The organism is Streptomyces sp. NPDC024017 (assembly GCF_040638895.1).
GTDB lineage: Bacteria > Actinomycetota > Actinomycetes > Streptomycetales > Streptomycetaceae > Streptomyces.
On sequence record NZ_JBEZYZ010000013.1, the window covers coordinates 54560 to 79278 of the forward strand.

The following is a 24719-nucleotide window of genomic DNA, read 5'->3' on the forward strand; positions in this document are numbered from 1 at the left end:
CGCCGCGGCCGGGCCGGTACCGGCCTTCGGGGGAATTCCGGGCCCGCCCCGCGGTTCGGCGGCCGGTGGGTGGTACGGGCATGAGATGTCGACGCCCCCCGATCCACCAGCCTCGGCGCTGCCGCGCCTGAACGACGTCGAGTCGCGCGTGCCGGGCGTGCTGAGGACCGCGGCCGCGTACGCGTGGCGGCTCATCGCGGTCGGCATCGTCGTCCGGGTCGCCTTCTCCGTGCTCGGGCAGTTCCACCGGATCGCCGTCGCCGTCTTCCTCGGTCTCGTCATCACCGCGGTGCTCCGTCCCGTGGCCGGGCTGCTGGCCCGGTTCATGCCCCGGCCGCTCGCGGTCGCCGCCGCGCTCATCGGCGGCATCGTCCTCGTCCTCGGGGCGCTGGCCCTGGTGGGTGAGACCGTGGCGGACCAGCGGACCGGGCTGGAGAAGGAGTTCGTTGCGGGGATCGACCGGATCGAGCGCCGGTTGGAGGAACCGCCCTTCCGGCTGCCCGCGGACGCGTTCGACGACCTCCAGTCCCGGATCGGCAAGCTCCTGTCGGACCACCGCTCCACCCTCATCAGTACGGCGCTGAGCGGCGCGAGCCGGCTGGTCGAGGTGCTGACCGTGCTGGCGCTGGCGCTGTTCTGCGCGGTCTTCTTCACGCACTCCGGCGAGAAGCAGTGGCAGTGGCTGTGCGGCCAGCTCCCCGAGCGGGCCCGGCAGCGGTTCGCGGTCGGGGCCGGGGCCGCCTGGCAGACCTTCACCGGTTACACGCACGGCATCCTGCTGGTGGCGGCGACCAACGCGGTCCTCGTGGGCATCGCGCTGTTCGCCCTCGGGGTGCCGCTCGCCGTGCCGCTGGCCCTGCTGGAGTTCCTGGCCGCGTTCATCCCCCTGATCGGCTCGCCCATCGCTCTGGCGATCGCGGCGGTCGTCGCCCTGGCGTCGGAGGGGCCCCTCATCGCCCTGGTGGTCGTGGCCCTGATCGTGGTCATCGGCCAGATCGAGGGCCACCTCCTGCACCCCATCGTGATGAGCTGGGCCGTTCGGCTGCACCCGGTGGTGGTCGCCCTGGCGGTGGTCGGCGGGGCGGTCGCCGCGGGGGTGATCGGCGCGGTGGTGGCGGTACCGCTGGTGGCCGTGGTGTGGTCCGTGTACCAGGCGCTGCGGAGCCGTGCGGGCCCGGCGGCCTGAGCGCGCCGGGGCCCTCGGCGTGGAGGGTGCCCGGGCTGCCGAGTTCAACGATCAGCCTGCCGGCCCAGCGCCATCGGGTGGCGCGTGACAGCACCTCTTCCGTCAGGGCCGACCGCGTCGCCGCGTACCTGTATCAGGTCCCCGGCGGCCGCTTGCCCATCCGGAGTGCCGCATTGCTTCGATCCCGGTGTTCGATCTCGGTGTGAGGGCGACGAGTTCGGCCACGATCGGCTTCCGCGCCCGGTCCGCGCCTGGTCCGGTCGCGGTGCGGTGTGCCATCCGCGGTCGTCGAACCCCCGCGGATGGACCGCAGCCCGTCCGACGGCCTCCTCCCGATGCCGCTCGTCCGGCCCGCACCACCTGAAGAACGTCTCGGTGGCCGGCCCCACCGCAAGCGCCGGGTTCCCGCGGACGTGCGGGACGAGGCGCACGCGGATCTCGCCGCACTGACCGCGGGCCGCCCGGCGCCGCTCACCCGGTTCGTGCAGTGACGGGCCTCAGCCCCTGCGGCCCGTCGCGGAGGCGAAGCCCAGCCAGGTGTGCCGGTTGTTCCACCAACACCAGCCGACCTTGGGGGCGTTGCGGCGCTCGCGGCCGTCCCGGCCGGTGCCGTTGCTGATCCAGATGGCCGGGGTGCGGGCGTCCAGGGCGCCGTTGGGCTTGCGCAGCCGGGAGCCGATGGTCATGAAGCAGAGGTTGCGCTCCAGGGCCGCGGGCTGCTGCAGCACCCAGTGGATGCCCTCGGAGAGCACCAGCGGGGTGCGGTCCTCCTTGGTGAGGGCGGGCAGCGCCTCGTCCGGGGACCAGTTGGCCATGTGGTCGCCGCGGTCGATACCGGTGACGAGGTAGAGCGGGGCGTCGGGCAGGTCGAGGGCGCAGGGGGTGAACTCGTCGACGTCGGGCATGTCGACGACGACGAAGCCCGGCTTGCCGTCCCGGCGGAGCAGCGGCGCGAGGGCGGAGGCGGGAGCTCGGTCCGGGTGCACGGCCAGCAGGGCACCGCCGCCCTCGGGTCCGTCTCCGGCCTCCGCGGCGAACGTGCGGATCTCGTCCGCGGACAGCCCGGCGATCTCGTGCACCCCCAGCTCGATCAGCCGCTCGGCCTGCGCGCTCAGGGCCGGCAGTGCGGGGAGGACGGTGGACGGGTCGGACGTGGTTTCGGGCACAGTGCTCCCTGGGTCGGCGAGGTGGGCGAACGCATGGGCAACGAGCCGGTCCGCCGTGATGTTCCCGCCCGGGAAGAGTCGGAGGCGGAGTCCGATCACTTCGCCGGGAAGGCCCGATGCCGGCGCGGAAGTACCCGACGAGGACGGCGTCCCGCAGGTCGAGGGTCTCCCTCACGGTGTTCAGGTCGGCCGCGAAGGTGTCGTAGTCGTAGCCGGTCGTCGGCTGGGCGGAGCACGCCAGGGCGGACACGGACCGGCCGATTGCCTCGCAGCGCACCGGTCGTCGACCCGGGGCGCACAGGCGGCGGACGGGGTCCTTAACCCGGTGCGGCTCCACTCCCGGCGTGACACCATCGGCGGCATGAAGGGGTTCATGACACCTGATCAGATGGCCGCCCGCACCTCCCGCGCCCTCGCTGCCGCCGTCGCCGCAGGGCGTGATCTGGGGCTCGACGTGGCCGACGCGAAGGTCATCTACGACGTCTTCTCCGTCGTGGTGCACCTGGCTCCGTCACCCGTGGTGGTCAGGGTGCCGACCGTCCTGCCGTCGTACGCCGACGCCGACTCCCAAGCAGTCCGGCAGCGGCAGGAGTTGGGGGTGGCAGGGTGGCTCGCGGACCAGGGGCAGCCGGTGATCCCGCCGAGTCCGCTGGTGCCGCGGGAGCCCGTGCGGCGCGACGGGTTCTCGATGACGTTCTGGCAGTTCGCCGAGCTGGACCAGAGCGCCGAGCCCGACTTCGTGCACCACGCCGGCCTGGTCGCCGACCTCCACAGCGCGCTGCGCGCCTACCCCGGTGAGCTGCCGTTCCTCTCGGCGGCCGAACCGCGGTTCGTCACCGAGGGGCTCGCCGCGCTCGAAGGGCGCCCCGACCTCTTGGAGCCGGCCGATCTCGACCGGGCGCGGCGCGAGTGGGAGGTGCTGGAGCCGGTCGTCGGCTCACGCGCGGGCTTCGAGGCGGTGTTCCCCGGCATCGAGTTCCAGCCGATCCACGGGGACGCCCCGGCGGCCAACATCGTCTCCGGCCCGGACGGCCCGCTGTACTCCGACTTCGAACTGACCACGCTCGGGCCGGTCGAGTGGGACCTGGCGGCCTTCGGCCCCGAGTGCGAGGCCGCCTACGACGCGGCCGCCGGGCGCCTGGGTCTGCGACAGCTGGACAAGGACGTGCTGCGGGTCGTCAACGCGGTGGGCATGTCCCGGGCGGTGGCCTGTCTCGCGCTGGCGCCGCAGCTGCCCCTGCTGGTGGACGCGCTGAAGCCGGCAGTCGAGCAGTGGCGGTCGATGCCGTTCGCCGGAGGGCTGGGCGGCTGAGGCCGGCTGCCCGCGTGGGGCCGCTCACTCGGGCAGCGGACGGTCGTCGACGATGTGCTTCATGACGAGGGTGGAGTTGAGGCGCTGGACGCCGGGGAGCCGCGCGAGCCGCTGGTCGTAGAGCTGCTGGAAGGCGGCCAGGTCGGTGGTGGCGACGCGCAGGAGGTAGTCGGGGTCGCCGAACAGGCGCTGGGCCTGGAGCACGTGCGGGACGGCGGCCACCGCCTCCTCGAACGCGGAGACCGTGTCGGCGTCCTCCCAGCGCAGTGTGACGAAGACGAGGGCCTCGAAGTTCAGGCCCACGGCGGCCGGGTCCACCACCGCGCGATACCCGCGGATCGCACCCTCGCGTTCGAGGTCGCGCAGCCTGCGGTGGCAGGGCGAGACGCTCAGTTTCACGCGCGCGGCCAGCTCGGTGACCGTGAGACGGCCGTCCAGCTGCAGCTCGGTGAGAATCTTCCGGTCCAGGGCATCCATGGAGAAGATTCTGCCCCGGATCACGCGATCAAGGAGTAAGGAAGGGAATCCACCGACCAGATCCGGCCCAGCCTTCCTCAGTGCCTCGTGATCGCGGTGATGGAAGACCGCGGCCTGTCCGGAGGCCCGGGGTGCAGATCCAATGGACAGCCCTTCTCCAGCACCTGCCGGGCGGAGGGGCCGCTGAGTTCCAGCGTGGTGCGGTTCGCGGAGAGGTCCACCACCGACCCCGGGTCCGGCCCCAGCGCCTCCCGCAACGCGGCGGCCTCGCCGGACCGGGAGAGCAGTCCTGACGGCCCTGCGGCGGGAACCGGAGAGCGCGGATCCGGCTCGGCGGGACGCTGCATCAGCTCGCCGCTCGCATCTGATGCCTGTTCCTCGACCGCCTGCCCGGCACGGCCGGTCACCTCGAGGAGTACGGGCCGCTGATCGAGGCGAATCATCGCGGGCGAGCCGGAGAGGGCGGCGCGTCTCACCCGGGGCCACGTCGAAGGGTTCGAGCAGGCGATCCGCGCGGCCGTCTGCGCGTTCCTGCTGCTCACCTCGGTGCCTCCCGGCAGACGAGCCGCGGCGGGTCGGTAGCGGGACAATCGGTGCAGGGAACCGTGAGCAGACAGGGGCGGCACATCCGGAGGCACCGTGGAGGGACGCGTACCGGAGGACTCGGCGGTCGTCGTCGACGCCGACGGGGCGATCATGGTGTGGAGCGACGGTGCTCGCCGCCTGCTCGGATACGAACCCGCCGAGCTCGTGGGCAGGCCCGTCACCGACCTGCTCGCCGCCCGGCTCCCGGAGTCCACGCGACGGCACGCGGCCGAGGGCCGGCGGTGGGCCGGTGAGGTGGCGCTGCGGCACCGGGACGGCAACCGGCTCGTGGTCCGGCTGCAGGGGACGCCGCTGCTGGACGCGGAGGGCAGACTGCTCTGGCTCGTGACCGGCACCGCACCGGCCTACCCGGCCGCGCCAGCCGAGCACCGGGCCCTGACCCTGTGGGACCTCACGCTCGCCCAGCTCCCCGTGCCGGTGGCGGTCTACGGCCGGGATGCCCGGCTGGTGGGCGCCAACGCGATCATGACCCAGGTGATGGGCAGGTCCGAGGAGGAGATGAAGGGCCTGACCCTGTGGGAGATCGAACCGAACCCGCCCTTCGACGCCTTCGACCGCCTCCAGCGGGAGGTCCTGCGCAGCGGCGAGATGATCTTCCACGAGGAGCACAGCAAGGCCCCGGGTGAGATCCGGCCGCACGCCTGGTCCATGTTCATGTCGCCGCTGAAGGACGAGACCGGCGCGGTCCAGGGCATGTCGGCCACCGTGTTCGACACGACGGAGCAGTACTGGGCCCGCCGCCGGCTGGCGGTGCTCAACGAGGCCAGTCTGCGGATCGGGAGCACCCTGGACGTGACCCGGACGGCCGAGGAGATGGCGGAGGTGGCCGTCGCCGGGGGGTTCGCGGACATCGTCACCGTGGATCTCCTGGAGTCCGTCGCCGTGGGCGACGAGCCGGGGCCGCTGCCGCCGGACACGCCCGTCATGGTGCGGCGCACCGCGCAGCGGTCGGTGCTGGAGGGCTGCCCGGAGTCGGTGGCCGCCGTGGGCGAGCCGATCAGTTACCCGGTGGGGACGCTTCCGCTGCGGACCCTGGCCGCCGAGCGGGGCGCCCGGCACCGGCCGGGGGATCCGGAGCTGCTGGAGTGGCTCAGGTCCTCCCCCGCCCGGGCCGAGACCGTCTCCAAGTACATGATCCACTCCGTGATGATGGTGCCGCTGCGTGCCCGGGGCGTGACCCTGGGCCTGGTGCACTTCCTGCGCCACCGGACCCCGGACTCGTTCAGCGAGGACGACCTGCTGCTCGCGGAGGACATCGTCGCCCGGGCGGCGGTCAGCGTGGACAACGCCCGCCGCTTCACCCGGGAACGCCGCACGGCGCTGGCGCTCCAGCGCAGCCTGCTGCCCGAGCGGCTTCCGGAGCTGTCGGCGATGGACATCGCCTACCGCTATCTGCCGACCGGGGCCGGTGCGGACATCGGGGGCGACTGGTTCGACGTGATCCCGCTGTCCGGGGCCCGCGTGGCCCTGGTCGTGGGCGACGTGGTGGGGCACGGCATCCACGCGTCGGCCACGATGGGCCGCCTGCGGACCGCCGTGCGCACACTCGCGGATGTCGACCTCTCCCCCGACGAGCTGCTCACCCAGCTGGACGACCTCGTCATCCGGCTCGACCGGGAGGAGGGCCCGGAGGCGCGCGGCGCACAGGAGGCGTCGGGGCAGGTCGGCGCCACCTGCCTGTACGCCGTGTACGACCCGGTGTCCCGCCGCTGCACCATGGCCCGCGCCGGGCATCCGCCGCCCGCGCTGGTCACGCCCGACGGCGGCGTACGGTTCCTGGAGCTGCCGGCCGGGCCCCCGCTGGGCCTGGGCGGCCTGCCGTTCGAGGCCGCCGAGGTGCAGCTGGAGGAGAACAGCCTGCTCGCCCTCTACACCGACGGCCTGATCGAGGCGCCCGGCCACGACATCGAGGCCGGGATGGCCCTGCTGCGCCGGGCACTGAGCAGCCCCGCACAGGCGCTGGAGGAGACCTGCGAGCAGGTGCTGCGCACGCTGCTGACCGGCCGGCCCGCCGACGACATCGTGCTGATGCTGGCGCGGACGGCGGTGCTCGGCGCCGGGAAGGTCCGCACCTGGCAGCTGCCACCGGAGCCCGCGGCGGTGGCCCGGGCCCGCAAGATGGCGGGCGAGCAGCTGTCCGAATGGGGGCTGACGGAGGCGGAGTTCGCCACCGAACTGATCGTCAGCGAGCTGGTCACCAACGCGTTGCGGTACGGCGGTGCCCCCATCGAGCTGCGGCTGATCCGTGACGCGTCCCTCATCTGCGAGGTGTCCGACGGCAGCAGTACCGCGCCGCATCTGCGGCGGGCCCGGGTCTTCGACGAGGGCGGGCGGGGGCTGCTGCTCGTCGCCCAGCTCGCCGAACGCTGGGGCAGCCGCCAGACTGCCACGGGCAAGACCATCTGGGCGGAGCAGCCCCTGCCCGCCGGGGTGTGAGCCGGGGCACCACGAGGCGGGCGTGCAGGGGCCTCGCCGCCGATGGGGCTGAGCCCGTCCGGCGGCGGGTGCCAAGCCGCCTCGTCGCGGGGTTCCCTCATGTCCGGAACGGGGCGCGATGCCCGGACCCGCATGCCGCCGGGCACGAGGGGTACCCAGACGATCTTGCAAGCCGGCCTCAGGGCCGTACGTCGTCGGAAGGAGAGCCGTGTCTGACGAGACGGTGAAGAACGTCTTTGTGATCGGGCTCGACGAGGCCAATCTGCCCACGCTCCAGCAGGTCCCGGGAGCCGACCGGCTGCGTTTCCACCAGCTGCTGACGGTCGAGGAACTCCAGCACGGCGAAGTGCACCTGCCCACCCTGTTCGACAAGGCCCAGGGCGTGCTCGACGCGTTCGACGGCAGCATCGACGCGATCGTCGGCTACTGGGACTTCCCGGTCAGCACCCTCGTCCCGATGCTGAGCGAACGCTACGGCACCCGCAGCACCAGCCTGGAGTCGGTGGTCAAGTGCGAGCACAAGTACTGGAGCCGGCTGGAGCAGCAGAAGGCCACCGACCGGCACCCGCGCTTCGACCAGGTCGATCTGTCGGCCGACCCGCCGCGCCCGCCGGAGAACGTGACCTTCCCGATGTGGCTCAAGCCCGCCCTCTCGTACTCCTCCGAACTCGCCTTCGGAGTCGGTGACGAAGAGGAGTTCCACAAGGCCGTCGCCGAGATCCGCGACGGCATATCCCGCATCGGCCGCCCCTTCGAGCACATCCTCGAACGCATCGACCTGCCGCCCGAGATGAACGGCGTGGGCGGCCGGGTCTGTCTCGCGGAGGAGGCGATGTCCGGCGTCCAGGTCGCCGTGGAGGGCTACGTCCACCAGGGCGAGGTGACCGTGTACGGAGTCCTCGACTCCATCCAGTACCCGGACTCCCCCTGCTTCCTGCGCCACCAGTACCCCTCGATGCTGCCGCCGCCGGTCATCGCACAGCTGCACGAGGTCAGCGAACGCGTGATGCGGCAGATCGGGATGGACTCGGCCACGTTCAGCATCGAGTACTTCTACGACCCGCGGACCCAGGAGATCAACCTGCTGGAGATCAACCCCCGGCACTCCCAGTCGCACGCGGAGCTGTTCCAGTACGTCGACGGCGTACCCAACCACCACTGCATGGTCAGTCTCGCCCTCGGCGAGGACCCGCACATGCCGCACCGCGAGGGCTCGTACGCGATGGCGGCGAAGTGGTACCACCGCTGGTTCACCGACGGTGTGGTGCGCCGGGCGCCGAGCCCCGAGGAGATCGCCCGCATCGAGCGGGAGACCCCGGGCGTGCGCATCGAGGTGATCCCCGAGCAGGGCGACCGGCTCTCGGAGCTCCCCGGGCAGGACAGCTACAGCTACGAGCTGGCGCACATCTACACCGGCGGGGCCGACGAGGCCGAGCTGCGGGAGAAGTTCGACCACTGCGTGGCCGCCCTGGGCCTGGCCTTCGAGGACGCCCCGGCGGCCGAGGCCGAAGCCGCGCGAGAGTGAGGAGCACGTGGGTTCCATGCGTTACGTGACCAACCTGCCGTACGAGACGAAGGAGGAGGAGCACGTCACGATCCCGATGTCCGACGGGGTCCGGCTCTCCGCGCACATCTGGCGCCCCACCTCCTCGGACCAGGAGCCGGTGCCGGCGGTGCTGGAGTACATCCCGTACCGCAAGCGCGACCTGACGGCCGTACGGGACTCGATCCACCACCCCTACCTCGCCGGGCACGGCTACGCCTGCGTCCGCGTCGACCTGCGCGGCACCGGTGACTCGGAGGGCGTGCTGCGCGACGAGTACCTGGAACGGGAGCAGGCGGACGCCGAGGAGGTCCTGGCCTGGCTTGCGGAGCAGCCCTGGTGCGACGGCGGCACGGGCATGATGGGCATCTCCTGGGGCGCGTTCGCCGCGCTGCAGGTGGCGGCCCGCCGGCCGCCGAGCCTGAAGGCCATCGCCATCGCCTCGTTCACCGACGACCGGCACGCCGACGACATGCACTACATGGGCGGCGCCCTGCTGTCGGACAACCTGGCCGAGGCGGGCACCATGTTCGCCTACGGCACCTGCCCGCCCGACCCGGCCGTGGTCGGCGAGCGCTGGCGCGAGATGTGGCACGAGCGGCTGGAGAACACCGAGCCCTGGGTGCTGGAGTGGCTGCGTCACCAGCGGCGCGACGACTACTGGCGGCACGCCTCCGTGTGCGAGGACTACACCAGCGTGCGCTGCCCGGTCCTGGCCTCCAGCGGCTGGGCGGACGGCTACTCCAACGCCGTGACCCGGCTGCTCGGGAACCTGGACGTGCCCCGCAAGGGCCTGATCGGCCCCTGGTCGCACAAGTTCCCCCACCTCGGGGAGCCCGGTCCCGCGATCGGCTACCTCCAGGAGCTCGTGCGGTGGTGGGACCACTGGCTGAAGGGCGTCGACAACGGCGTCATGGACGGCCCCATGCTGATGGCGTGGATGCAGGACAGCGTGCCGCCCTCCACGTCCTACGAGGAGCGGCCGGGCCGCTGGGTCGGCGAGCCGGACTGGCCGTCCCCGCACATCCGGCCCGTGACACACCCGCTCACCCGGCACACGATCGAGCCCGCGCGGGACGGGACGGCAGCGGCATCCGAGAGCGGTGCGGCGATGACCGTGCGCTCGCCGCTGTCCGTGGGCCAGTTCGCCGGCAAGTGGGCCTCCTACAACGCGCCGCCGGACCTGCCCTACGACCAGCGGGAGGAGGACGGCGGTTCGCTCGTCTTCGACAGCGAGCCGCTGACCGAGCCGGTGGAGATCCTCGGCTCGCCGAGCGTGGAGCTCGACCTGTCGGTCAGCGAGCCGGTCGCCCTGGTGGCGGCGCGGCTGTCCGACGTGAGCCCCGACGGCGCCGCGACGCGTGTCTCCTACGGCATTCTGAACCTGACCCGCCGTGACAGCACCGAATCTCCCGAGCCGTTGGAGCCGGGCCGGCGCTACCGGGCCACGATCCCGCTCAACGGTGTGGCGCAGGCGTTCCCGCCGGGCCACCGCATCCGGCTGTCCCTGTCAACGTCCTACTGGCCGCTGGCCTGGCCGGCGCCCAAGCCCGCCCTGCTCAGCGTCCACGAGCACTCCAGCACGCTCACCCTGCCGGTGCGGCCGGTAGAGGAGCCGGACGAGGTGCCGTCGTCGCCCTTCGGCGAACCCGAGGGCACTCCCCCGCTCGCCATGACCCAGGTGACGCCCCCGGAGGAGCGCTGGGACGTCAAGCGGGATCTGATCGACTACCGCTCCGAGCTGGACATCGTGAAGGACCGGGGCACGGTCCGCTTCGAGGACATCGGTCTGGAGGCCGGCCGCCGCGCCCACGAGCGCTACACGACGGTCGCCGACGACTTCACCTCGGTCGGCGGCGAGACCACGTGGACCATGCGGTTCCAGCGGGACGACTGGGACGCGCGGGTGGTCACCCACACCCGGCTCACGTGCGACGAGACGGACTTCTTCGTCGACGCGACCCTCGACGCGTACGAGGCCGACCGCCGGGTCTTCTCCCGCACCTGGAACGAGAAGGTCCCCCGCGACCTGCTGTAGTACGCGTCACCGCAACAAGGCGGCGCACCAGCGGAAGTGCCCGTCGTGCGGGCCCATGCCGAAGAGGTCGTACGTGATGAGGGCGTAGGCCCGTTGATAGAGGGCCAGGACCTCTTCGGCATGGCCCAGTTCCCGGGCGAAGAGACGGCTCAGCTCGGCTGTGTGACGGTCGGCGTCGGGTCCGTACATGTCCCAGACGGCGGCCGTGACCGCGGCCTCGAAGGCGGGGTCGCCGGCGGTGGTGCAGAACCCGAAGTCGAGGACGGCGACCGGGCGCCCGGCCTCGTCCACGTGGAGGTTGGGCGGCACCAGGTCCCCGTGGATGACGCTCTCGGGCCGGTCGGGCAGCGCCCGCAGCGAGGCCGCGGTACGGGACACGACGTCCGCCAGTCCGGGCACCCGCGCGGCGAGGGCGTCCCGGTTGCGGCCGGCGGCCCGCTCCACGAGGGCGGCGAGCGCGTCGGAGAAGCGGGAGTGGCCCTGCCACAGTGGCCGGTCGTCCCCCTGGATCACCAGGCGCCGCATGACCTCGCTGCCCGGGACGGAGGCCAGTGCGCGCAGGACGGTGAGCAGGGCGTCGGTCTCCCGGCGGGGCAGATCACGGGCGGGCGGCTCACCGTCCCCGTCCGTGCGCAACGGGCGTCCGCCGAGCTCGCGTTCGTAGCTGACGAGCACCCCGTCGCACTCCTCGGCGTCGAGGATCCGCGGCGTGCCGACGGGCAGGGGATACGCGGCGATGTCGGCGTAGAGCCGTCGGGTGAGGTCGAAGTCCTCGGGGGCCCGCCCGGCCCACACCTTCGCGACGGTCCCGTCCTGGAGCCGGTAGACGGTCCCTTCCATGCCGGAGGCGAGCCGCCGGGCGCGGGGGTAACCGCGCCGGACGAAGTACTGGACCCAGCGGTCGGTCTCGTGCGCGTCGGTCTCGGTCATGCCCGGCATTCAACCAGCGCCCGTGATCAGGTCCCCGTGCCGGGCGGTGAGGACGCGGGGCGGCCGTCGATCTCGGTCTCGGCGTGCCGGACGAAGTCGTCGACGAGCCGGCCGAACAGCCCGGCCAGCCGTCCCAGGTCCTCGGGCGACCAGGTGGCAAGGGCGGCCTCCATGCCCCGGCGTCGCACTTCCCGCATGCGCTCGACCGCGTCCAGACCCGCCTCGGTGAGCTGGACGCGCTGGGCGCGCCGGTCCTCCGGGTCCGGGACGCGGACGACGTGGCCGGTCTGCTCCAGCTGCCGCAACTGCCGGGTGACGTGGGACGCCTCCACCGAAAGCCGGACGGCGAGGACCCCCGGGCGCAGCGGCTCACTCTCGGCGATGTTCCGGAGGATCGCAACGGCGGCCCGGTCCAGGAACAGGCCCGACTCCGCCATCAGACGCTCGTGCTGCCGGGACCGGCCCGCCGGTAGGGCGCAACCTGCTCGCCGCGCCAAAGGCCCGCCGGCCGTTCGCGCCGGTGCCCTACTTCTGGTCGGACCAGTACGGCACGCGGATCCAGGCGTACGGCTTCCTGCGCGGCCACGACGAAGTCGCGGTAGTGGAAGGGGACTTGGCCGGGCGACGGTTCGTGGCCGCGTACCGCAGGGGCGACCGGCTGACCGGCGCCCTGGCGATGGGCATGCCGCCCCGGGCCGTGCGCGCCTGGCGGCAGGCCATCGCGGGCGGAGCCGCCTGGCGGGAGGCGGTGGGTACCGCGGCGGCCTGACCGTTACGCCGAGGCGGTGGGTACCGCGGCGGCCTGACCGTTACGCCGGGCGGGGCGGGAGCGGAGAGGTGTACCGCTCCCGCCATGTGGCCCTCCCCCGTACGGCGGCGGATACTGGGGGACTCGCGATACGGAGCGGTTCCCGACCCCGACGTCCCGCCAGGAGGACCTCATGACCGTGCGCACAGGACGTGTCGAACTGACCCCCGCCGCCGAGGAACTGCTGCGGCGGCTGACCGGGACGCACGGGCCGGTGATGTTCCACCAGTCCGGCGGCTGCTGCGACGGCAGCGCCCCGATGTGCTACCCGCGCGGCGAGTTCCGGGTCGGCGCCTCGGACGTCCTGCTGGGGCACGTGGCCGGGGACACCCCGTTCTGGATGAGCGCGGACCAGTTCACGTACTGGTCGCACACCCACCTCACCGTGGACGTGGTCCCCGGCCGGGGCAGCGGCTTCTCCCTGGAGGCCCCGGAGGGCGTCCGCTTCCTGCTCCGCTCCCGCCTCCTCACCGACGAGGAACTGCACCGCCTCGAGTCGGAGCCGCCGCTGCCGAACGGGGCGGACCACACCGCCTAGGGTGGGCCCATGTACACGTCCCGGGTCTCCGGCCATGTCGACGCTCCCCGTGCCGCCGTCTACCGGGCGCTGGTGAGCGCGGAGGCGATCGCGCGCTGGCGGGTGCCGACGGGGATGCGCGCCGAGGTGCACGAGTTCGACGCCCGCGAGGGCGGCGGGTTCCGTGTCTCGCTCACCTATGAAGCGCCGGACGCCTCCGGGAAGTCGGCCGCGCACACCGACACCTACCGCGGGCACTTCGCGCGGCTGGTGCCGGACGAGCAGGTGGTCGAGGTGCTGGAGTTCGAGGCCGTCGACCCCGCGTTGCGCGGCGCCATGACCCTTACGACCACGCTCACCGACGCCGAGGGCGGCGGCACCGACGTCCTGATGGTCCACGAGGGGATCCCCGACGCCGTGCCCGCCGCCGACAACGAGACGGGCACGCGCATGGCCCTGGAGAACCTGGCCCGGCTCGTCGAGGCCGACGGCCCCTTCTGAACGACGGGGCTACCAGGAGCCGGCGCACACCGACGGCAGCGCCCGCCCGAGTCCCTTCAGATGCAGGGCGTCGAGCCGGTGGGTGTACGCGGACCAGCCGGCTGCCCCGGCCAGGTGCGGACCGCACGACGGCACGGACCGGCTTCGCTCGGTCTCCCGCAGCGCGGCCAGCAGCCCGGTGGTGATGCGGTCCAGGGCGGGGCGGACCTCCTTGGCCAGGTCGGGGCGCTCGGTGGGGCGCTCGTCCGGGTTCGCGTCCCAGCGGGCGTACAGACCGCGCTGCACCAGCTTGTTCGCCTCGATCTGGTCCCGGAACACGGCGGCGACGGCATCCGGGTCGAGCCCGAGGCCGACTGCCCGGGCCCGGACGTCGTCCAGGATCTGTGCCTCGCGCACCGGGTCGTCGATCGGCGTGTCCGTGCCGTACTTGGCGGCGGCGACCTTGTCGGCCAGCAGCAGCCGCTGGGCGATCAGATCGGTCACCGAGGTGAGGTCGTGGGCGGCGGCCGTCTGGCGTGCGGGAGCGGGCCTGTGGGTGTCGGCGGTGGCCGGGCCGGCCGGGCCGAATGCCAGAGCGGCCGTCGTCGCCACGGCGCTGAGGACGGTGAGAGCGGAACCAGGACGTCGAGGGCGCACCGGGTTGACCTTCCGTGGGGGGGCGAGGCAAGCGCCAACCTATCGATCACCCTCAGGGCGCGCGACGGCGCCCACCCCGGCACGCACACGTCGTGCCGTCCCATGTCCCCTCGCGCACGGAGCCGTTGGCGGAGATGCTCATGGCGCAAGCGGTGTCACGGCAGACCCGCCGCCCACATCTGGACGCCCTCACATGGCCTCGCCTAGGGTGCAGCAGCAAGCGCTTTCTAGCCTGCCCATGCCAATCCCCTGTGCGCGCAGCCCCGCCGACGGCCCGTACGAGGAACCACCGCGGAGGCGGCGCGGAAAGGCAGTGCCCAGTGCCGCAGAGACCGTCGTTCCCGTCCGTGACCCGCAAGTCCTTCTTACGGGGAATGGCAGCCGCAGGCGCCGCTCCCCTGCTGCCCGTCGCCGCTGCCGAGGCCGCCCCCGCGGCCCGCCGCCCGGACTTCCCCCTGGTCCAGGACGGCACCGCCGTGGACGTGTTCGTGGACGCGGCGGACGACCCCGCCGTCATCCGCGCGGCCGGTGACCTCCAGGCGGACGTGGAGCGGGTCGGCGGCGTCCGCCCACGGCTCCTGCACACCGTGCCGCCGCGCGCCGAACTCCTGATCCTGGTGGGGACGATCGGCACGAGCCCGGTGATCGACCGGCTCGTCGCGCAGCGGCGTCTGGACGTCTCCCGGGTGAAGGGCCGCTGGGAGGCGTCCGTCACCCAGGTCGTGGACCGCCCGCTGCCCGGCGTGGGACGTGCCCTGGTCATCGCCGGAAGCGACCGCCGCGGCACGGTCTACGGGATCTACGACACCTCGGAACGCATCGGCGTCTCGCCCTGGTACTGGTGGGCCGACGTCCCCGTGGCCCGCCGTGACACCGTGACGGTCCCGGCCGGCCCCCTCATCCGAAAGGAGCCGGCGGTCCGCTACCGGGGCATCTTCATCAACGACGAGCAGAACCTCACCACCTGGTCCCACCGCACCCAGGAGCCGGACAAGAACATCGGCCCGAAGACCTACGAGCGGGTCTTCGAGCTGCTGCTCCGCCTCAAGGCCAACTACCTCTGGCCCGCGATGCATCCCTACTCCGACTTCTTCAACAAGCACCGCGAGAATCCCGAACTGGCCCAGCGCTACGGCATCGTGGTCGGCTCCAGCCACCCCGAGGCCATGCTGCGCAACGGCGTCCACGAATGGGAGCCGTGGGCCGAGGAGCACCGGGCCGAGGACGGCACGCTCCCCCTCTACGACTACACGGTCAACCCCTCGGTGATCTCCGACTACTGGCGTGCCCGGGCACGCGAGAACGCCGCCTTCGAGAGCAGCTGGACGATCGGCATGCGCGGCCTGCACGACTCCGCGCTGGAGACGAAGCACGCCACCACGATCCCGGAGAAGGTCGTGGTGATGAACGACATCATCGCCGATCAGCGCCGCATCCTGGCCGAGGAGGTGGGCCCGGCGGCCGCGCCGCAGATCTTCATCCCGTACAAGGAGGTCCTGGAGCTGTACAACGCGGGCGTCCAGGTCCCCGAGGACGTCACACTGATCTGGCCGGACGACAACCACGGCAACATGCGCCAGCTCCCGAACGACGCCGAGCGGAGCCGCCCCGGCGGCAACGGCATCTACTACCACCTCTCCTACTGGGGACGGCCCCGGAGCTATCTGTGGCTGGACACCACGCAGTTGAGCAAGGTGTGGCAGGAGCTGCGCCGGGTCCACGAGCATCGGGTGGACCGCATGTGGATCTTCAACGTCGGTGACATCAAGTCGATCGAGACCGGCCTGTCCTTCTGCCTGGACATGGCCTGGGACGTGGACCGCTGGGGCCCCGCGAACGTCGAGGACTTCCTCGTGGAGTGGGCGGGGCGCCAGTTCGGCCGGCGGTACGGCTCGGAGATCGCCGCGATCCGCACGGAGTACTACCGCCTGGCGGCGCAGCGGCGCCCGGAGTTCATCGACCGGGCGGTCTTCTCGACGGTGCACCACGGCGACGAGGCGGGCCATCGCATGGCGGCCTACGAGGAGTTGCTGGAACGGACGCGGCGGCTGGGCTCGAAGCTGCCCGAGGCCTACCGGGACGCCTACTACGAGCTGGTCGAATATCCCGTCCACGGCGCCTGGTTGATGAACCTCAAGTACTACTGGGCGGACCGCAACGCGCTCGCCGTCCGGCAGGGCCGTGGGGCGGGCACGAACCGCTTCGCGGACCTTGCCGAGGCGGCGCACGCCGAGGAGCAGGCGATCACCCGCCGCTACAACACCGAGATCGCGGGCGGGAAGTGGGACGGCATCGTCAACCCCTACCCTTCCGAGATCCCGAAGGCGCCGGGCCGCCCGGCCGTGACCAGGCTCCCCCGGCAGGAGACGTCGGGCCTGGGCCTGGCCTCCGAGGGCAACGAGACGGGAGCCGACCGACCGCTGTCCTTCTCCTCCTACACCCGGGACCGCCGCTTCGTGGACGTCTTCAACACCGGCTTCCTGCCGCTGGAGTGGCGGGCCGAGGCGAGCGCCCCGTGGGTCCGGCTGAGCACGACGGGCGGTGAACTCACCGACCAGGTCCGGGTGTGGGCCGAGATCGACTGGCCGCGGGTGCCGGAGGGCACGCACCGTCCGATGCTGGCCTTCACCGGTGCCGGCCGGAGTGTTCAGGTGCCGCTGCTGGTGGTCAACGACGGGGAACGGGCGCGTCGGCGCGCCCGCGGCTTCGTCGAGGCCCACGGCTGGGTGTCGATCGACGCCGCGCACTTCGACTGCGAGGTGCCGCGCGGCGGGGCACGGTGGCGGATCGTCCGGGGGCTGGGCCGTCGTACGGCCGCCGTGGAGGCTGTCCCGACGACGGCACCGCCGATCACCGAGGACCTCTCGACGAGGTCACCGGAGCTGCGTTACCGGGTCCGTTTCACCACGGCCGGCACGTTCCCGGTGACGGTCTTCCGGCTGCCCTCCCTCGACGAACGCGGCAAGCGGCGCCTCGCGGTCACCCTCGACGACCAGCCCCCGACGGTCCTGTCGGGCCAGGCGATCGCCACCGGCAACCGGGGCGACGCCTGGGCCCGCAACGTGGAGGAGGGAATCGAGAAGCTGACGGGCCGGGTGACGGTGTCCGCGCCCGGTGAGCATGTGCTGAGGGTGTTCATGGTGGATCCGGGGATGACGGTGGACCAGATCGTGATCGACACAGGTGGGGTGGCGGGCGGGTACCTGGCGCCGCCCGAGAGTTACCGCCGCACCTGACCTGGGGGGACCGGGCGGACCCGTCCGTCGGCCATGGATAACGCCCGGTCCTTCGCAACGGCATTCTTCTCCGGATTCGTGTACACGGAAAAGACGTAAGGACTCCCCGAGAAGCCGGAGCGACGGAAGAAGATCGCGTGTCGCATGACGTGCATCCGAAGTGATTCACCCAGCGCTTCCCTGTGCACCCGTGCGCCCCCCTGGAGAAAGGGTTCGCCAGGACGGTGACCGGCTTGGACTGGGCAGGACATGGTGCAAGCGCCACGTCGGTAAAACCTCACCGTTTTTCCAGGTCGACTGAAGCAGGTGGTATTTCGATGAACGGCTGCGCTCCTGAATCGGAACACGCATGGACAGTTGGTACTGCTCCAGGCATATTCCCATCCATCGGCCACGGTATCGCGTTGTTCCGCCGACCGCTGGAGTTTCTGAATTCTCTTCCCGCCCAGGGCGATCTGGTCGAGATACGCCTGGGCCCCCAGCGGGCGTGGATGGTGTGTCACCCGGAGCTGGTCCACCGGATGCTCCGCGACACCCGCACGTTCGACAAGGGCGGACCGCAGTACGAGAGGCTGCGGGCGCTGATGGGCGACGGCGTCGTCACCTGCCCGCACGCGGAACACCGGCGCCAGCGCCGATTGCTGCAACCCACCTTCCGCCCCTCCGGCGTCGCCGCGCAGACGGATGTGATGGCCGAGGAGGCCGAGTCGCTGTGCCGTGACTGGCGCAGTGGACAGCAGGTCGATGTCAGTGCTGCCACGCTGCGTCTGACGACCCGGCTGATCAGCCGGCTCCTGCTGTCCGACTCGCTGGGTCCCGCCGCGGCCGACGAGGTGCGGCACTGCCTCGCCGCCATAGTCCGCGGCCTGTTCGTGCGCACGGTCGTTCCGGTCGACGCCCTGTTCCGTCTCCCCACGCCCGCGAACCGCCGCTACCGGCGCGCCGTGGAGCGGGTGCGAGAGCTCATCGACGCGGCCATCGCCGAGCGCCGCCGGGGCGCTCCCCGCGACGACCTGCTCGGGCTCCTGCTGACCGCCGCCGAGGACGGCGGGGCCCCGGTCACCGACCGGGAGGTCCACGACCAGTTGGTGTCCCTCCTGCTCACCGGTTCCGAGAGCCCGTCGATGTGCCTGGCCTCCACCTTCAGCCTCCTGGCCCAGCACCCGGAGGTGGAGCGGCGGTTGCACGCCGAGGTCGACACCGTCCTCGCCGGCCGGTTACCGGGCGTCGACGACCTGCCGCGCCTGGTCTACACGAGGGCCGTCCTCACCGAAACGCTGCGCCACTCCCCGCCCGGCTGGCTCTTCACGCGGGTCACGACCCGGGAGGCGGAGCTGGCCGGACGCCGGCTGCCGCGGGGGACAACGGTCCTCTACAGCCCGTATCTCCTGCACCACGACCCCGCGTCGTTCCCCGAACCCGACCGGTTCCTGCCCGAGCGCTGGCTGGACGGCGAGGCCGCCGCCGGTCCGCACGGGGCGCTGATCCCGTTCGCCGCGGGCAACCGCAAGTGCATCGGCGACCTGTTCTCCATGGCCGAGATGACGGTGGCCCTGGCGACCGTCGCCGGTCGCTGGCGGCTACGGCATCCGGCCGGGCGCGTCGCACCACCGCGCCCCGGGGCGACGCTGGGACCGAGGTCCCTGACGATGATCTGCACCTCACGGGCGGACGCCCCGGTCGGCACAGCGCCGCAAGCCGTCGCCCTCACGCCCGGAGCCGCGACCGCGGCATCCGGGGTGGAGAAGAGCCGGAGGGACGGTGACAACGGTGTCGACCACGCATGAGGAAAGGGCGGCCGTCGCGCAGGACGTGATTCCCGCTTCCACCTTGGTGGAGCTGATCGACGCTCACCTCTACATGCCCTTCCCGTTCCGGCGCAATCCTCATGAGGCGGCGGCCGCGGCAGGCGTCGAGCACTGGCTGCGGGCGACCGGGCTGAGCGACGAACCCGGGATCTCGGCCATGATCATCCATACCCGTCCGGCCGAGCTGGCGTCGTACATCAGCCCGGATGCGGACTCCGGCATCCTGCAGCTCGTCGCCCACCAGATCGCCTACCAGTTCGTCTTCGACGACCGGGCCGAGGAGGTCGGCCGGCACCGGCCCGGAAATCTGCTGCCCATGCTGTGCGAGAGCATCGCGATCCTGCGGGACGGCGCACCGCCCAGCACCCCCCTGGGAGCGGCTCTGTCCGACCTCTACCGGCAGATCCGCGAACGGTGCACACCCGCACAGGCCGCGCGCTGGGCGTGGAAGAGCCGTGAGTACGTCCACGGACTGCTGTACGAGGCGGTGGCCCAGTCCCACCCCTCCCCCATTCCGTCCGGCCTGTGCACCTCGATACGGTCCCTCACCGCGGGCGTCGAGCCCTTCTACCCGCTGTGCGAGGCCGCGCAGCCGTGCGAGCTGACCTCCGGGGAACTCCATCACCCGCTCATGCGGCGCCTGAGCCGGCTGTCGGCCGACGCGGCGGTGTGGATCCCCGACCTCTTCTCCGCGGTCAAGGAACAGCGGTCCGGCGAAATGATCAATCTGGCCCTCGCCTACCAACGGGCCCACCGGTGCACCCTGCCGGTGGCCGTCACCCTGGCCATCCAGCAGATCAACCGCACGATCCGCGAGTTCGAGAGCCTCTGCGACGAGATCGAACCGGAGTTGAGCCCTTCGGGCGTCGGCTATGTGGAAGGCATGGCCGGCTGGATCCGCGGCTGCTACTACTGGTCCCGCACTGTGCCGCGCTACGCGGACGCTGCGGCCCCGGTCCCGCTGTGAGGGGGTGCCTCGGCAGGCTGCGGGGCAGGTCCCCATTCGAGCCACGGTACCCGCGGAATCCGCACTTCACGCCGCTGTAGCAAGTCATTCACCCTTCTTCGTCGTGCTCGTTCCAGAATCGGGAGCGGCGCCCATCGGGAGGCGTACGCTCACGCTGCCTCCCGATGGCCGACGACAGGAAGCGGTACGGCACATGGCGCATGAGCTGCGGCAACCCACGCCCGAGACCAGGCCGTTGCTCGAACGCCGCAAGGAGCTCCGGGCCCTCGACGCGGCGCTGACGGGTCTGCGGGACACCGTCGACGGAGTGCCTCAGGCGCCACGCGGTGGGCTCCTCGCCTTCACCGGTCCGGCAGGGATGGGCAAGACGGCCCTGCTGACCGAGGCCCGGGCACGCGCCCGGACGCAGGGGTTCACCGTGCTGTCGGGCAGGGGCGGTGAGAAGGAGCAGGAGCTGGCGTTCCACGTGGTGCGCCAGGTCGTCCAGCCCGCGCTGGCATCGATGGACGAGCAGGAGCTCCGTACCTTCCTGGGCGGCTGGTACGACATCGTCGCCGCCGCTCTCGGTCTGGTCGCGACGCCGAGCGGCCACGTGCCGGACCCGACCGGGGTCCGCGACGGTCTCGACTGGGTGATGACGCGCCTCGCGGTGATGAAGGCGCCCCTCGTCCTGCTGCTGGACGACCTGCACTGGGCCGACGCCGAGTCACTGAGCTGGCTCGCCTCGTTCGCGCCCCGGGCCGTGGACCTGTCGCTGCTGATCGTCGTCGCCTTCCGCCCCGACGAACTGCCTCTCGAAGCGGCTGCCTTCAGCACCCCGGCCGCCGACCTGGGGAACCGTCCCTTCACCCTGGCGCCGCTCAGTGCCACGGCCGTCGCACACATCGTCAGGGACGAGGTCGGCGAGGAGGCCGAGGACGAGTTCTGCGAGGAATGCTGGGAGGTCACCGGGGGGAGCCCGTTCGAGGCGGTGGAGCTCTCCATCAGGCTCGGCGAGCGCAACCTGAGGGGCACCAGCGAGGACCTGCCCGCGATGCGGGATCTGGCCGCCGCGGTGAAGGGGCCCGGTCTGATCGCGCGGCTCCAGGGGTTCGGCACCACCACCGTCCGCTTCGCCTACGCGGCGGCCGTCCTCGGACAGGCCATCTCGCCGGAACTGGCCGCCCGTATCGCGGCGATCGGCAGCACGGCGGCGGCCGAGGCCACGGAGAAGCTGCGTGCCGCCCGCATCCTGGCCGACGGCGAGGGGCCCGGCGAGGCTCTGGAGTTCGTCCATCCGCTGATCGCCACCACGATCTACCGGTCCATCAGGCCGAGTCTGCGGGAGGGGCTGCACAACTCGGCCGCGGAAGCCGTGCGGGCGGCCGGGCTCGGGCAGGCCGCCGCGGCCCGGCACCTGCTGGAGGTGCCCTGCGAGGGCAGCACCGAGGCCGTCACCTGTCTGCGGGAGGCCGCCCGTCAAGCCCTGCACTCCGGCGCCCCGGAGGCGGCCCGGCGGCTGCTGAACCGGGCCCTGCAGGAGCCTCCGCTGCCGGAGGAGCGCGCCGCGCTGCTGCACGAACTGGCCTGCGCCACCTTCCTCATCAATCCCACAGCCACCGTGGCGCACCTGCGGGAGGCACTCGCGGAACCGGACATCGACCTCGAGCTGCGTGCCTCGATGGTGTACCGGCTGACCCAGGCGCTGGCCCACACCGACCGGATGGCGGAGGCGGCGACGGTGGCCGCCGACGAGGCACAGCGGGCCGCCGCCCATCCCCGGATCCGGCTGCGGATGCAGGCCGACCACTTCGTATGGAGCGCCTTCCGCACCGACGAGGCGGACTCGTCCGGCCGCTCGCGGGCGCTGGCCCGGCTCGCCGACCGGCTGCCCGGCCGCAGTCTGGAGGAGCGCTACATCCTCGGGTCGCGCGCCTGGGACGCCATGATGTGCGGCGAGCCCCGGCAGAAGGCCCTCGCGTACGCCGAGGAGGCCCTGCGGGGCGGGCTGAGCTGGACCCATGAGAACCGGGGCTTCGAGGTGCCCGTCTCGGTCGCGCTGGTGTTCATGTACTGCGACCAGCCGCGACGGGCCGAGGACCTGTTCGCCAAGGGCATGGCCGAGTGCGCGTCGAAGGGCTGGCGCGGCTCCCATCTGGCCCTGGGCCAGACGCTCTCCGGGTACATCCGGTACCGCCGCGGCTGCCTGGCCGAGGCCGAGAACCTGGTGCGGGAGGGCCTGCGCATCGCCGACCGGGTGGAAGGCGCGGTACCCGCCCAGTGGTTCGCCGTCGGCATCCTGATCCAGACCCTCCTGGCCCGGGGCCGCGTCGTGGCGGCACGCCGGCTCGCCGACACGTACCACTACGGCGACATCATCCCGAACGCCGTCATCTACCCCGACCCGCGCACCGTCTACGCCGAGTTGCTCCTGGCGGAGGGCCGGCCCGACGACGCCGCTCCCCTGCTGTCCCGCGTCGGCGAGTGGCTGGAAGGCCGGGACTGGCGCAACCCCGCGTGGTGCCCCTGGCAGCTGGGACTGGCCTCGGCGCTGTCCCGCAGTGCTCCCGACCGTGCGGTGCGCCACGCGCAGGACGCCGTGAAGCGGGCCCGGGACTTCGGCGCGGCATCCGCGATCGGCCAGGCGCTGCACGCCCAGGCGGAGGTGACGGGCGGTGAGGCGGGGCTCGATCTGCACGCCCGGGCCGTGGACCAGTTGCAGCAATCGCCCGCCGCGTACGAACTGGCCCGTGCCCTGGTCGGCCACGGCGCCGCGCTGGCCCGCGTCGGCCGCCTGCACGACGCCGCCGACCGGCTCTACCAGGGCCTGGAAGGTGCGGTGCACTGCGGTGCCGAGGGCCTCGCCGCCCGGGCCAGGCGGGAACTGTCCGCCGCCGGGCTGCGGCCACTGCCCCTGCGCTACGCGCAGACGGACACGCTCACCGCGCAGGAGCGCAAGGCCGCCGAGATGACGGTGCAGGGCCACGCCGGGGCGGTGGTCGCCAAGGAACTGCACCTCACCGAGCAGGGCGTGCGGCAGCTGCTCTCCTCCGTGTACCGCAAGGTCGGCACGGACGCGGCGGGCCTGGCCGAGGCACTGGAGACGTTCCCCCGGCCGCGGCCGTGACGGGTGGCGGCCTCGGGCAGGCCGCCGAGGAGCTGCTGCGCGGGAAGCGCCGCAGACATCCGCCACCCGGCCATATGGCAGCGCCGCACGAGCAGCAGTCGGCAGCCCCCTCCTCAACTTCCTTTCATGGCACACCCCTTGACGCTGAACCGTTTCACTGCTTCCCTCGAAAGGCTGCCTATGGGAGCGCTCCCACCCCACCTCCACGTGAAGGGAACCCCGTGCAGACCTCCCCCCACACCTCCCCCAGACGTGCCCTGCCGGCCCTCCTCGCGGCCGCGCTCATGGCCTGCCTGCTGTCCTGGGCCGGCGGCTCGCCCGCGCGGGCCGCGCCCGGTGACGGCTCGGTGTCCGATCCCCACATCACCACGGGCTGGCTGACGGACGGCGCCGACTACGAGGACGGCAACGGGCATCCGAACAAGGCGGGGCACACCAAGTTCGCCGAGCGTCTGGCCCCGGTCGTCCGCGCCCGGCTCGGCAGCGACGCCACGGTGAAGGCCGCGGCCCCCGGGCAGCCCGGCGACCCGAACATCAAGTTCGTCGGCCGCTGGGACACGACCAGTTCCTCCACCGCCTACACCCCGTACTGGGCGGGCGCGTACTACCGGGTCGGCTTCACCGGCCGGACGGTCAAGCTGAAGCAGCGCGGCACGATCGACCTGTGGGCGCGGATCGACAACGGTCCCGTGAAGTTCTACGACGACGTCAAGGGGACGGTGAACCTGACCCCGTCGGCGCTCTCCCCCGGCAACCACACCCTCCAGGTCAACTACCAGGTGGTGGCCGGGTCGTACAAGGGTGACGCCGTCTTCCAGGGGCTGGTCCTGGACAGTGGCGCGACGACGTTCGCACCGCCGGCCCCGGCCAAACTGGTCGAGTTCGTCGGCGACTCCATCACCGTGGGCACGACGAGCTCGCAGAACGCCCGAACCGCGTACGGCTGGCTGATCGGTGAGCGGCTGGGCGTCGAGCACACGCAGATCGCCCAGGGCGGGGCGTGTCTGGTGGCCGCGGCTGACGGATGCGTCGGGCTGGAGCGGCAGTTCGCCAAGCTCAACCCGAACGCGGCGACGCCCGACTGGAACTTCTCGCGCTACCGGGCCGACGCGGTCGTCATCAACCTCGGCACCAACGACGTCGGGCACGGGGTGAGTTCGGCGCAGTTCCAGTCGGCGTACAGCAGTCTGCTGCGCAAGGCGCGGGCCGCGTATCCGCAGGCGTGGATCTTCGCGCTGGAGACGTTCCGCGGGCGGTTCGTCCCGCAGACCGAGGCCGCGGTGAAGGCCGCCGTCGCCGGTGGTGACGCGCGGGTGTCCTTCGTCGACACGACCGGCTGGCTGGGGTCGGGCGATCTGACGGACTCGGTGCACCCCAACGACCGGGGGCACCGGGTCATCGCCGACCGGCTGGCGCCGGTCATCGCGGCGCGCATCGGTTCGTAGC

Annotated in this window: 18 protein-coding genes and 3 pseudogenes; 14 read left to right on the forward strand and 7 right to left on the reverse strand. The window is 72.2% G+C overall.

Translation table 11 applies throughout. The annotated features are described in order from the left end of the window. Window positions 1–85 precede the first annotated feature (85 nt). Together AB0G20_RS30975 and AB0G20_RS30980 are read left to right on the forward strand one after the other, a co-directional pair. Window positions 86–1186, forward strand: a complete 1101-nt coding sequence (locus AB0G20_RS30975) for an AI-2E family transporter (RefSeq protein ID WP_361308071.1) — start codon at window positions 86–88, stop codon at window positions 1184–1186. Between the two features lie 302 nt (window positions 1187–1488). Further along, a complete protein-coding gene (locus tag AB0G20_RS30980; RefSeq protein ID WP_361308073.1) occupies window positions 1489–1677 on the forward strand; it encodes a hypothetical protein in 189 nt (62 codons plus the stop codon). Window positions 1678–1683: 6 nt separating this feature from the next. Here the strand turns inward: AB0G20_RS30980 and AB0G20_RS30985 are convergent, their stop codons facing one another. Next, window positions 1684–2352 (reverse strand): DUF5701 family protein, encoded by a 669-nt coding sequence (locus AB0G20_RS30985; RefSeq protein ID WP_361308075.1) that lies wholly within the window; start codon window positions 2350–2352, stop codon window positions 1684–1686. Between the two features lie 133 nt (window positions 2353–2485). Continuing rightward, window positions 2486–2584 (reverse strand): annotated as a pseudogene (locus AB0G20_RS30990) (alpha/beta hydrolase); the annotation flags it as partial. A 141-nt stretch (window positions 2585–2725) separates the two neighbouring features. On the opposite strand from AB0G20_RS30990, the gene AB0G20_RS30995 reads away from it, so the two are divergent. Further along, on the forward strand, window positions 2726–3664 hold the full coding sequence (locus tag AB0G20_RS30995) for an aminoglycoside phosphotransferase family protein (RefSeq protein ID WP_361308077.1): 939 nt from the start codon (window positions 2726–2728) through the stop codon (window positions 3662–3664). A gap of 24 nt (window positions 3665–3688) precedes the next feature. Here the strand turns inward: AB0G20_RS30995 and AB0G20_RS31000 are convergent, their stop codons facing one another. Next, the gene (locus AB0G20_RS31000; RefSeq protein WP_175431149.1) at window positions 3689–4141 is read right to left on the reverse strand and encodes an Lrp/AsnC family transcriptional regulator; all 453 of its coding nucleotides are present in this window, start codon (window positions 4139–4141) and stop codon (window positions 3689–3691) included. Window positions 4142–4269: 128 nt separating this feature from the next. Then, window positions 4270–4404, reverse strand: a pseudogene (locus tag AB0G20_RS31005) (sarcosine oxidase subunit gamma); the annotation flags it as partial. Between the two features lie 376 nt (window positions 4405–4780). Here AB0G20_RS31005 and AB0G20_RS31010 point away from each other — a divergent pair. The 3 genes from AB0G20_RS31010 to AB0G20_RS31020 all read left to right on the forward strand — a co-directional run bounded on the left by AB0G20_RS31010 (window position 4781) and on the right by AB0G20_RS31020 (window position 10764). Continuing rightward, window positions 4781–7183: a SpoIIE family protein phosphatase gene (locus tag AB0G20_RS31010; RefSeq protein ID WP_361308079.1), complete on the forward strand. Its 2403-nt coding sequence runs from the start codon at window positions 4781–4783 to the stop codon at window positions 7181–7183. A gap of 208 nt (window positions 7184–7391) precedes the next feature. Next, complete coding sequence (locus tag AB0G20_RS31015; protein ID WP_361308081.1) at window positions 7392–8708, forward strand: ATP-grasp domain-containing protein; 1317 nt, start codon at window positions 7392–7394, stop codon at window positions 8706–8708. Between the two features lie 16 nt (window positions 8709–8724). Then, window positions 8725–10764, forward strand: a complete 2040-nt coding sequence (locus tag AB0G20_RS31020) for a CocE/NonD family hydrolase (RefSeq protein WP_361308083.1) — start codon at window positions 8725–8727, stop codon at window positions 10762–10764. A gap of 6 nt (window positions 10765–10770) precedes the next feature. Here AB0G20_RS31020 and AB0G20_RS31025 read toward each other — a convergent pair whose 3' ends face one another. Both AB0G20_RS31025 and AB0G20_RS31030 read right to left on the reverse strand, forming a co-directional pair. Next, a complete protein-coding gene (locus AB0G20_RS31025) occupies window positions 10771–11694 on the reverse strand; it encodes an aminoglycoside phosphotransferase family protein (protein ID WP_361308085.1) in 924 nt (307 codons plus the stop codon). Window positions 11695–11720: 26 nt separating this feature from the next. Beyond that, the gene (locus tag AB0G20_RS31030) at window positions 11721–12191 is read right to left on the reverse strand and encodes a MarR family transcriptional regulator (RefSeq protein WP_361308087.1); all 471 of its coding nucleotides are present in this window, start codon (window positions 12189–12191) and stop codon (window positions 11721–11723) included. Here AB0G20_RS31030 and AB0G20_RS31035 point away from each other — a divergent pair. The 3 genes and pseudogenes from AB0G20_RS31035 to AB0G20_RS31045 form a co-directional block, all read left to right on the forward strand. After that, a pseudogene (locus AB0G20_RS31035) lies at window positions 12170–12463 on the forward strand (oxidoreductase C-terminal domain-containing protein); the annotation flags it as partial. The gene AB0G20_RS31030 and the pseudogene AB0G20_RS31035 overlap by 22 nt on opposite strands. 172 nt (window positions 12464–12635) lie before the next feature. Further along, window positions 12636–13040, forward strand: a complete 405-nt coding sequence (locus AB0G20_RS31040) for a DUF779 domain-containing protein (RefSeq protein WP_184914192.1) — start codon at window positions 12636–12638, stop codon at window positions 13038–13040. Window positions 13041–13049: 9 nt separating this feature from the next. Next, on the forward strand, window positions 13050–13520 hold the full coding sequence (locus tag AB0G20_RS31045; RefSeq protein ID WP_361308089.1) for an SRPBCC domain-containing protein: 471 nt from the start codon (window positions 13050–13052) through the stop codon (window positions 13518–13520). Between the two features lie 9 nt (window positions 13521–13529). Here AB0G20_RS31045 and AB0G20_RS31050 read toward each other — a convergent pair whose 3' ends face one another. Beyond that, a complete protein-coding gene (locus AB0G20_RS31050; protein ID WP_361308091.1) occupies window positions 13530–14156 on the reverse strand; it encodes a chorismate mutase in 627 nt (208 codons plus the stop codon). Between the two features lie 374 nt (window positions 14157–14530). Here AB0G20_RS31050 and AB0G20_RS31055 point away from each other — a divergent pair, with 374 nt between their 5' ends. The 5 genes from AB0G20_RS31055 to AB0G20_RS31075 all read left to right on the forward strand — a co-directional run bounded on the left by AB0G20_RS31055 (window position 14531) and on the right by AB0G20_RS31075 (window position 24718). Next, window positions 14531–17392, forward strand: a complete 2862-nt coding sequence (locus tag AB0G20_RS31055; protein WP_361308093.1) for a glycosyl hydrolase 115 family protein — start codon at window positions 14531–14533, stop codon at window positions 17390–17392. A gap of 404 nt (window positions 17393–17796) precedes the next feature. Beyond that, entirely contained in the window at window positions 17797–19179 is a 1383-nt protein-coding gene (locus AB0G20_RS31060; RefSeq protein ID WP_361308095.1) for a cytochrome P450, read from the forward strand. After that, window positions 19163–20167, forward strand: a complete 1005-nt coding sequence (locus AB0G20_RS31065) for a (-)-alpha-amorphene synthase (RefSeq protein ID WP_361308097.1) — start codon at window positions 19163–19165, stop codon at window positions 20165–20167. The genes AB0G20_RS31060 and AB0G20_RS31065 overlap by 17 nt, the downstream gene beginning before the upstream one ends. A 193-nt stretch (window positions 20168–20360) precedes the next feature. Next, on the forward strand, window positions 20361–23273 hold the full coding sequence (locus tag AB0G20_RS31070; protein WP_361308099.1) for an AAA family ATPase: 2913 nt from the start codon (window positions 20361–20363) through the stop codon (window positions 23271–23273). 221 nt (window positions 23274–23494) lie between these two features. Continuing rightward, the gene (locus AB0G20_RS31075) at window positions 23495–24718 is read left to right on the forward strand and encodes a GDSL-type esterase/lipase family protein (protein WP_361308101.1); all 1224 of its coding nucleotides are present in this window, start codon (window positions 23495–23497) and stop codon (window positions 24716–24718) included. Window position 24719: the final 1 nt, after the last annotated feature.

Excerpts from the sequence above, each read along its gene's own strand:
- AB0G20_RS30975 (WP_361308071.1), top strand. The coding sequence starts at position 86 with ATGTCGACGCCCCCCGATCCACCAGCCTCGGCGCTGCCGCGCCTGAAC.
- AB0G20_RS30980 (WP_361308073.1), top strand. The coding sequence starts at position 1,489 with ATGGACCGCAGCCCGTCCGACGGCCTCCTCCCGATGCCGCTCGTCCGG.
- AB0G20_RS30995 (WP_361308077.1), top strand. The coding sequence starts at position 2,726 with ATGACACCTGATCAGATGGCCGCCCGCACCTCCCGCGCCCTCGCTGCC.
- AB0G20_RS31000 (WP_175431149.1), bottom strand. The coding sequence starts at position 4,141 with ATGGATGCCCTGGACCGGAAGATTCTCACCGAGCTGCAGCTGGACGGC.
- AB0G20_RS31020 (WP_361308083.1), top strand. The coding sequence starts at position 8,725 with ATGCGTTACGTGACCAACCTGCCGTACGAGACGAAGGAGGAGGAGCAC.
- AB0G20_RS31025 (WP_361308085.1), bottom strand. The coding sequence starts at position 11,694 with ATGACCGAGACCGACGCGCACGAGACCGACCGCTGGGTCCAGTACTTC.
- AB0G20_RS31040 (WP_184914192.1), top strand. The coding sequence starts at position 12,636 with ATGACCGTGCGCACAGGACGTGTCGAACTGACCCCCGCCGCCGAGGAA.
- AB0G20_RS31045 (WP_361308089.1), top strand. The coding sequence starts at position 13,050 with ATGTACACGTCCCGGGTCTCCGGCCATGTCGACGCTCCCCGTGCCGCC.
- AB0G20_RS31055 (WP_361308093.1), top strand. The coding sequence starts at position 14,531 with ATGGCAGCCGCAGGCGCCGCTCCCCTGCTGCCCGTCGCCGCTGCCGAG.
- AB0G20_RS31070 (WP_361308099.1), top strand. The coding sequence starts at position 20,361 with ATGGCGCATGAGCTGCGGCAACCCACGCCCGAGACCAGGCCGTTGCTC.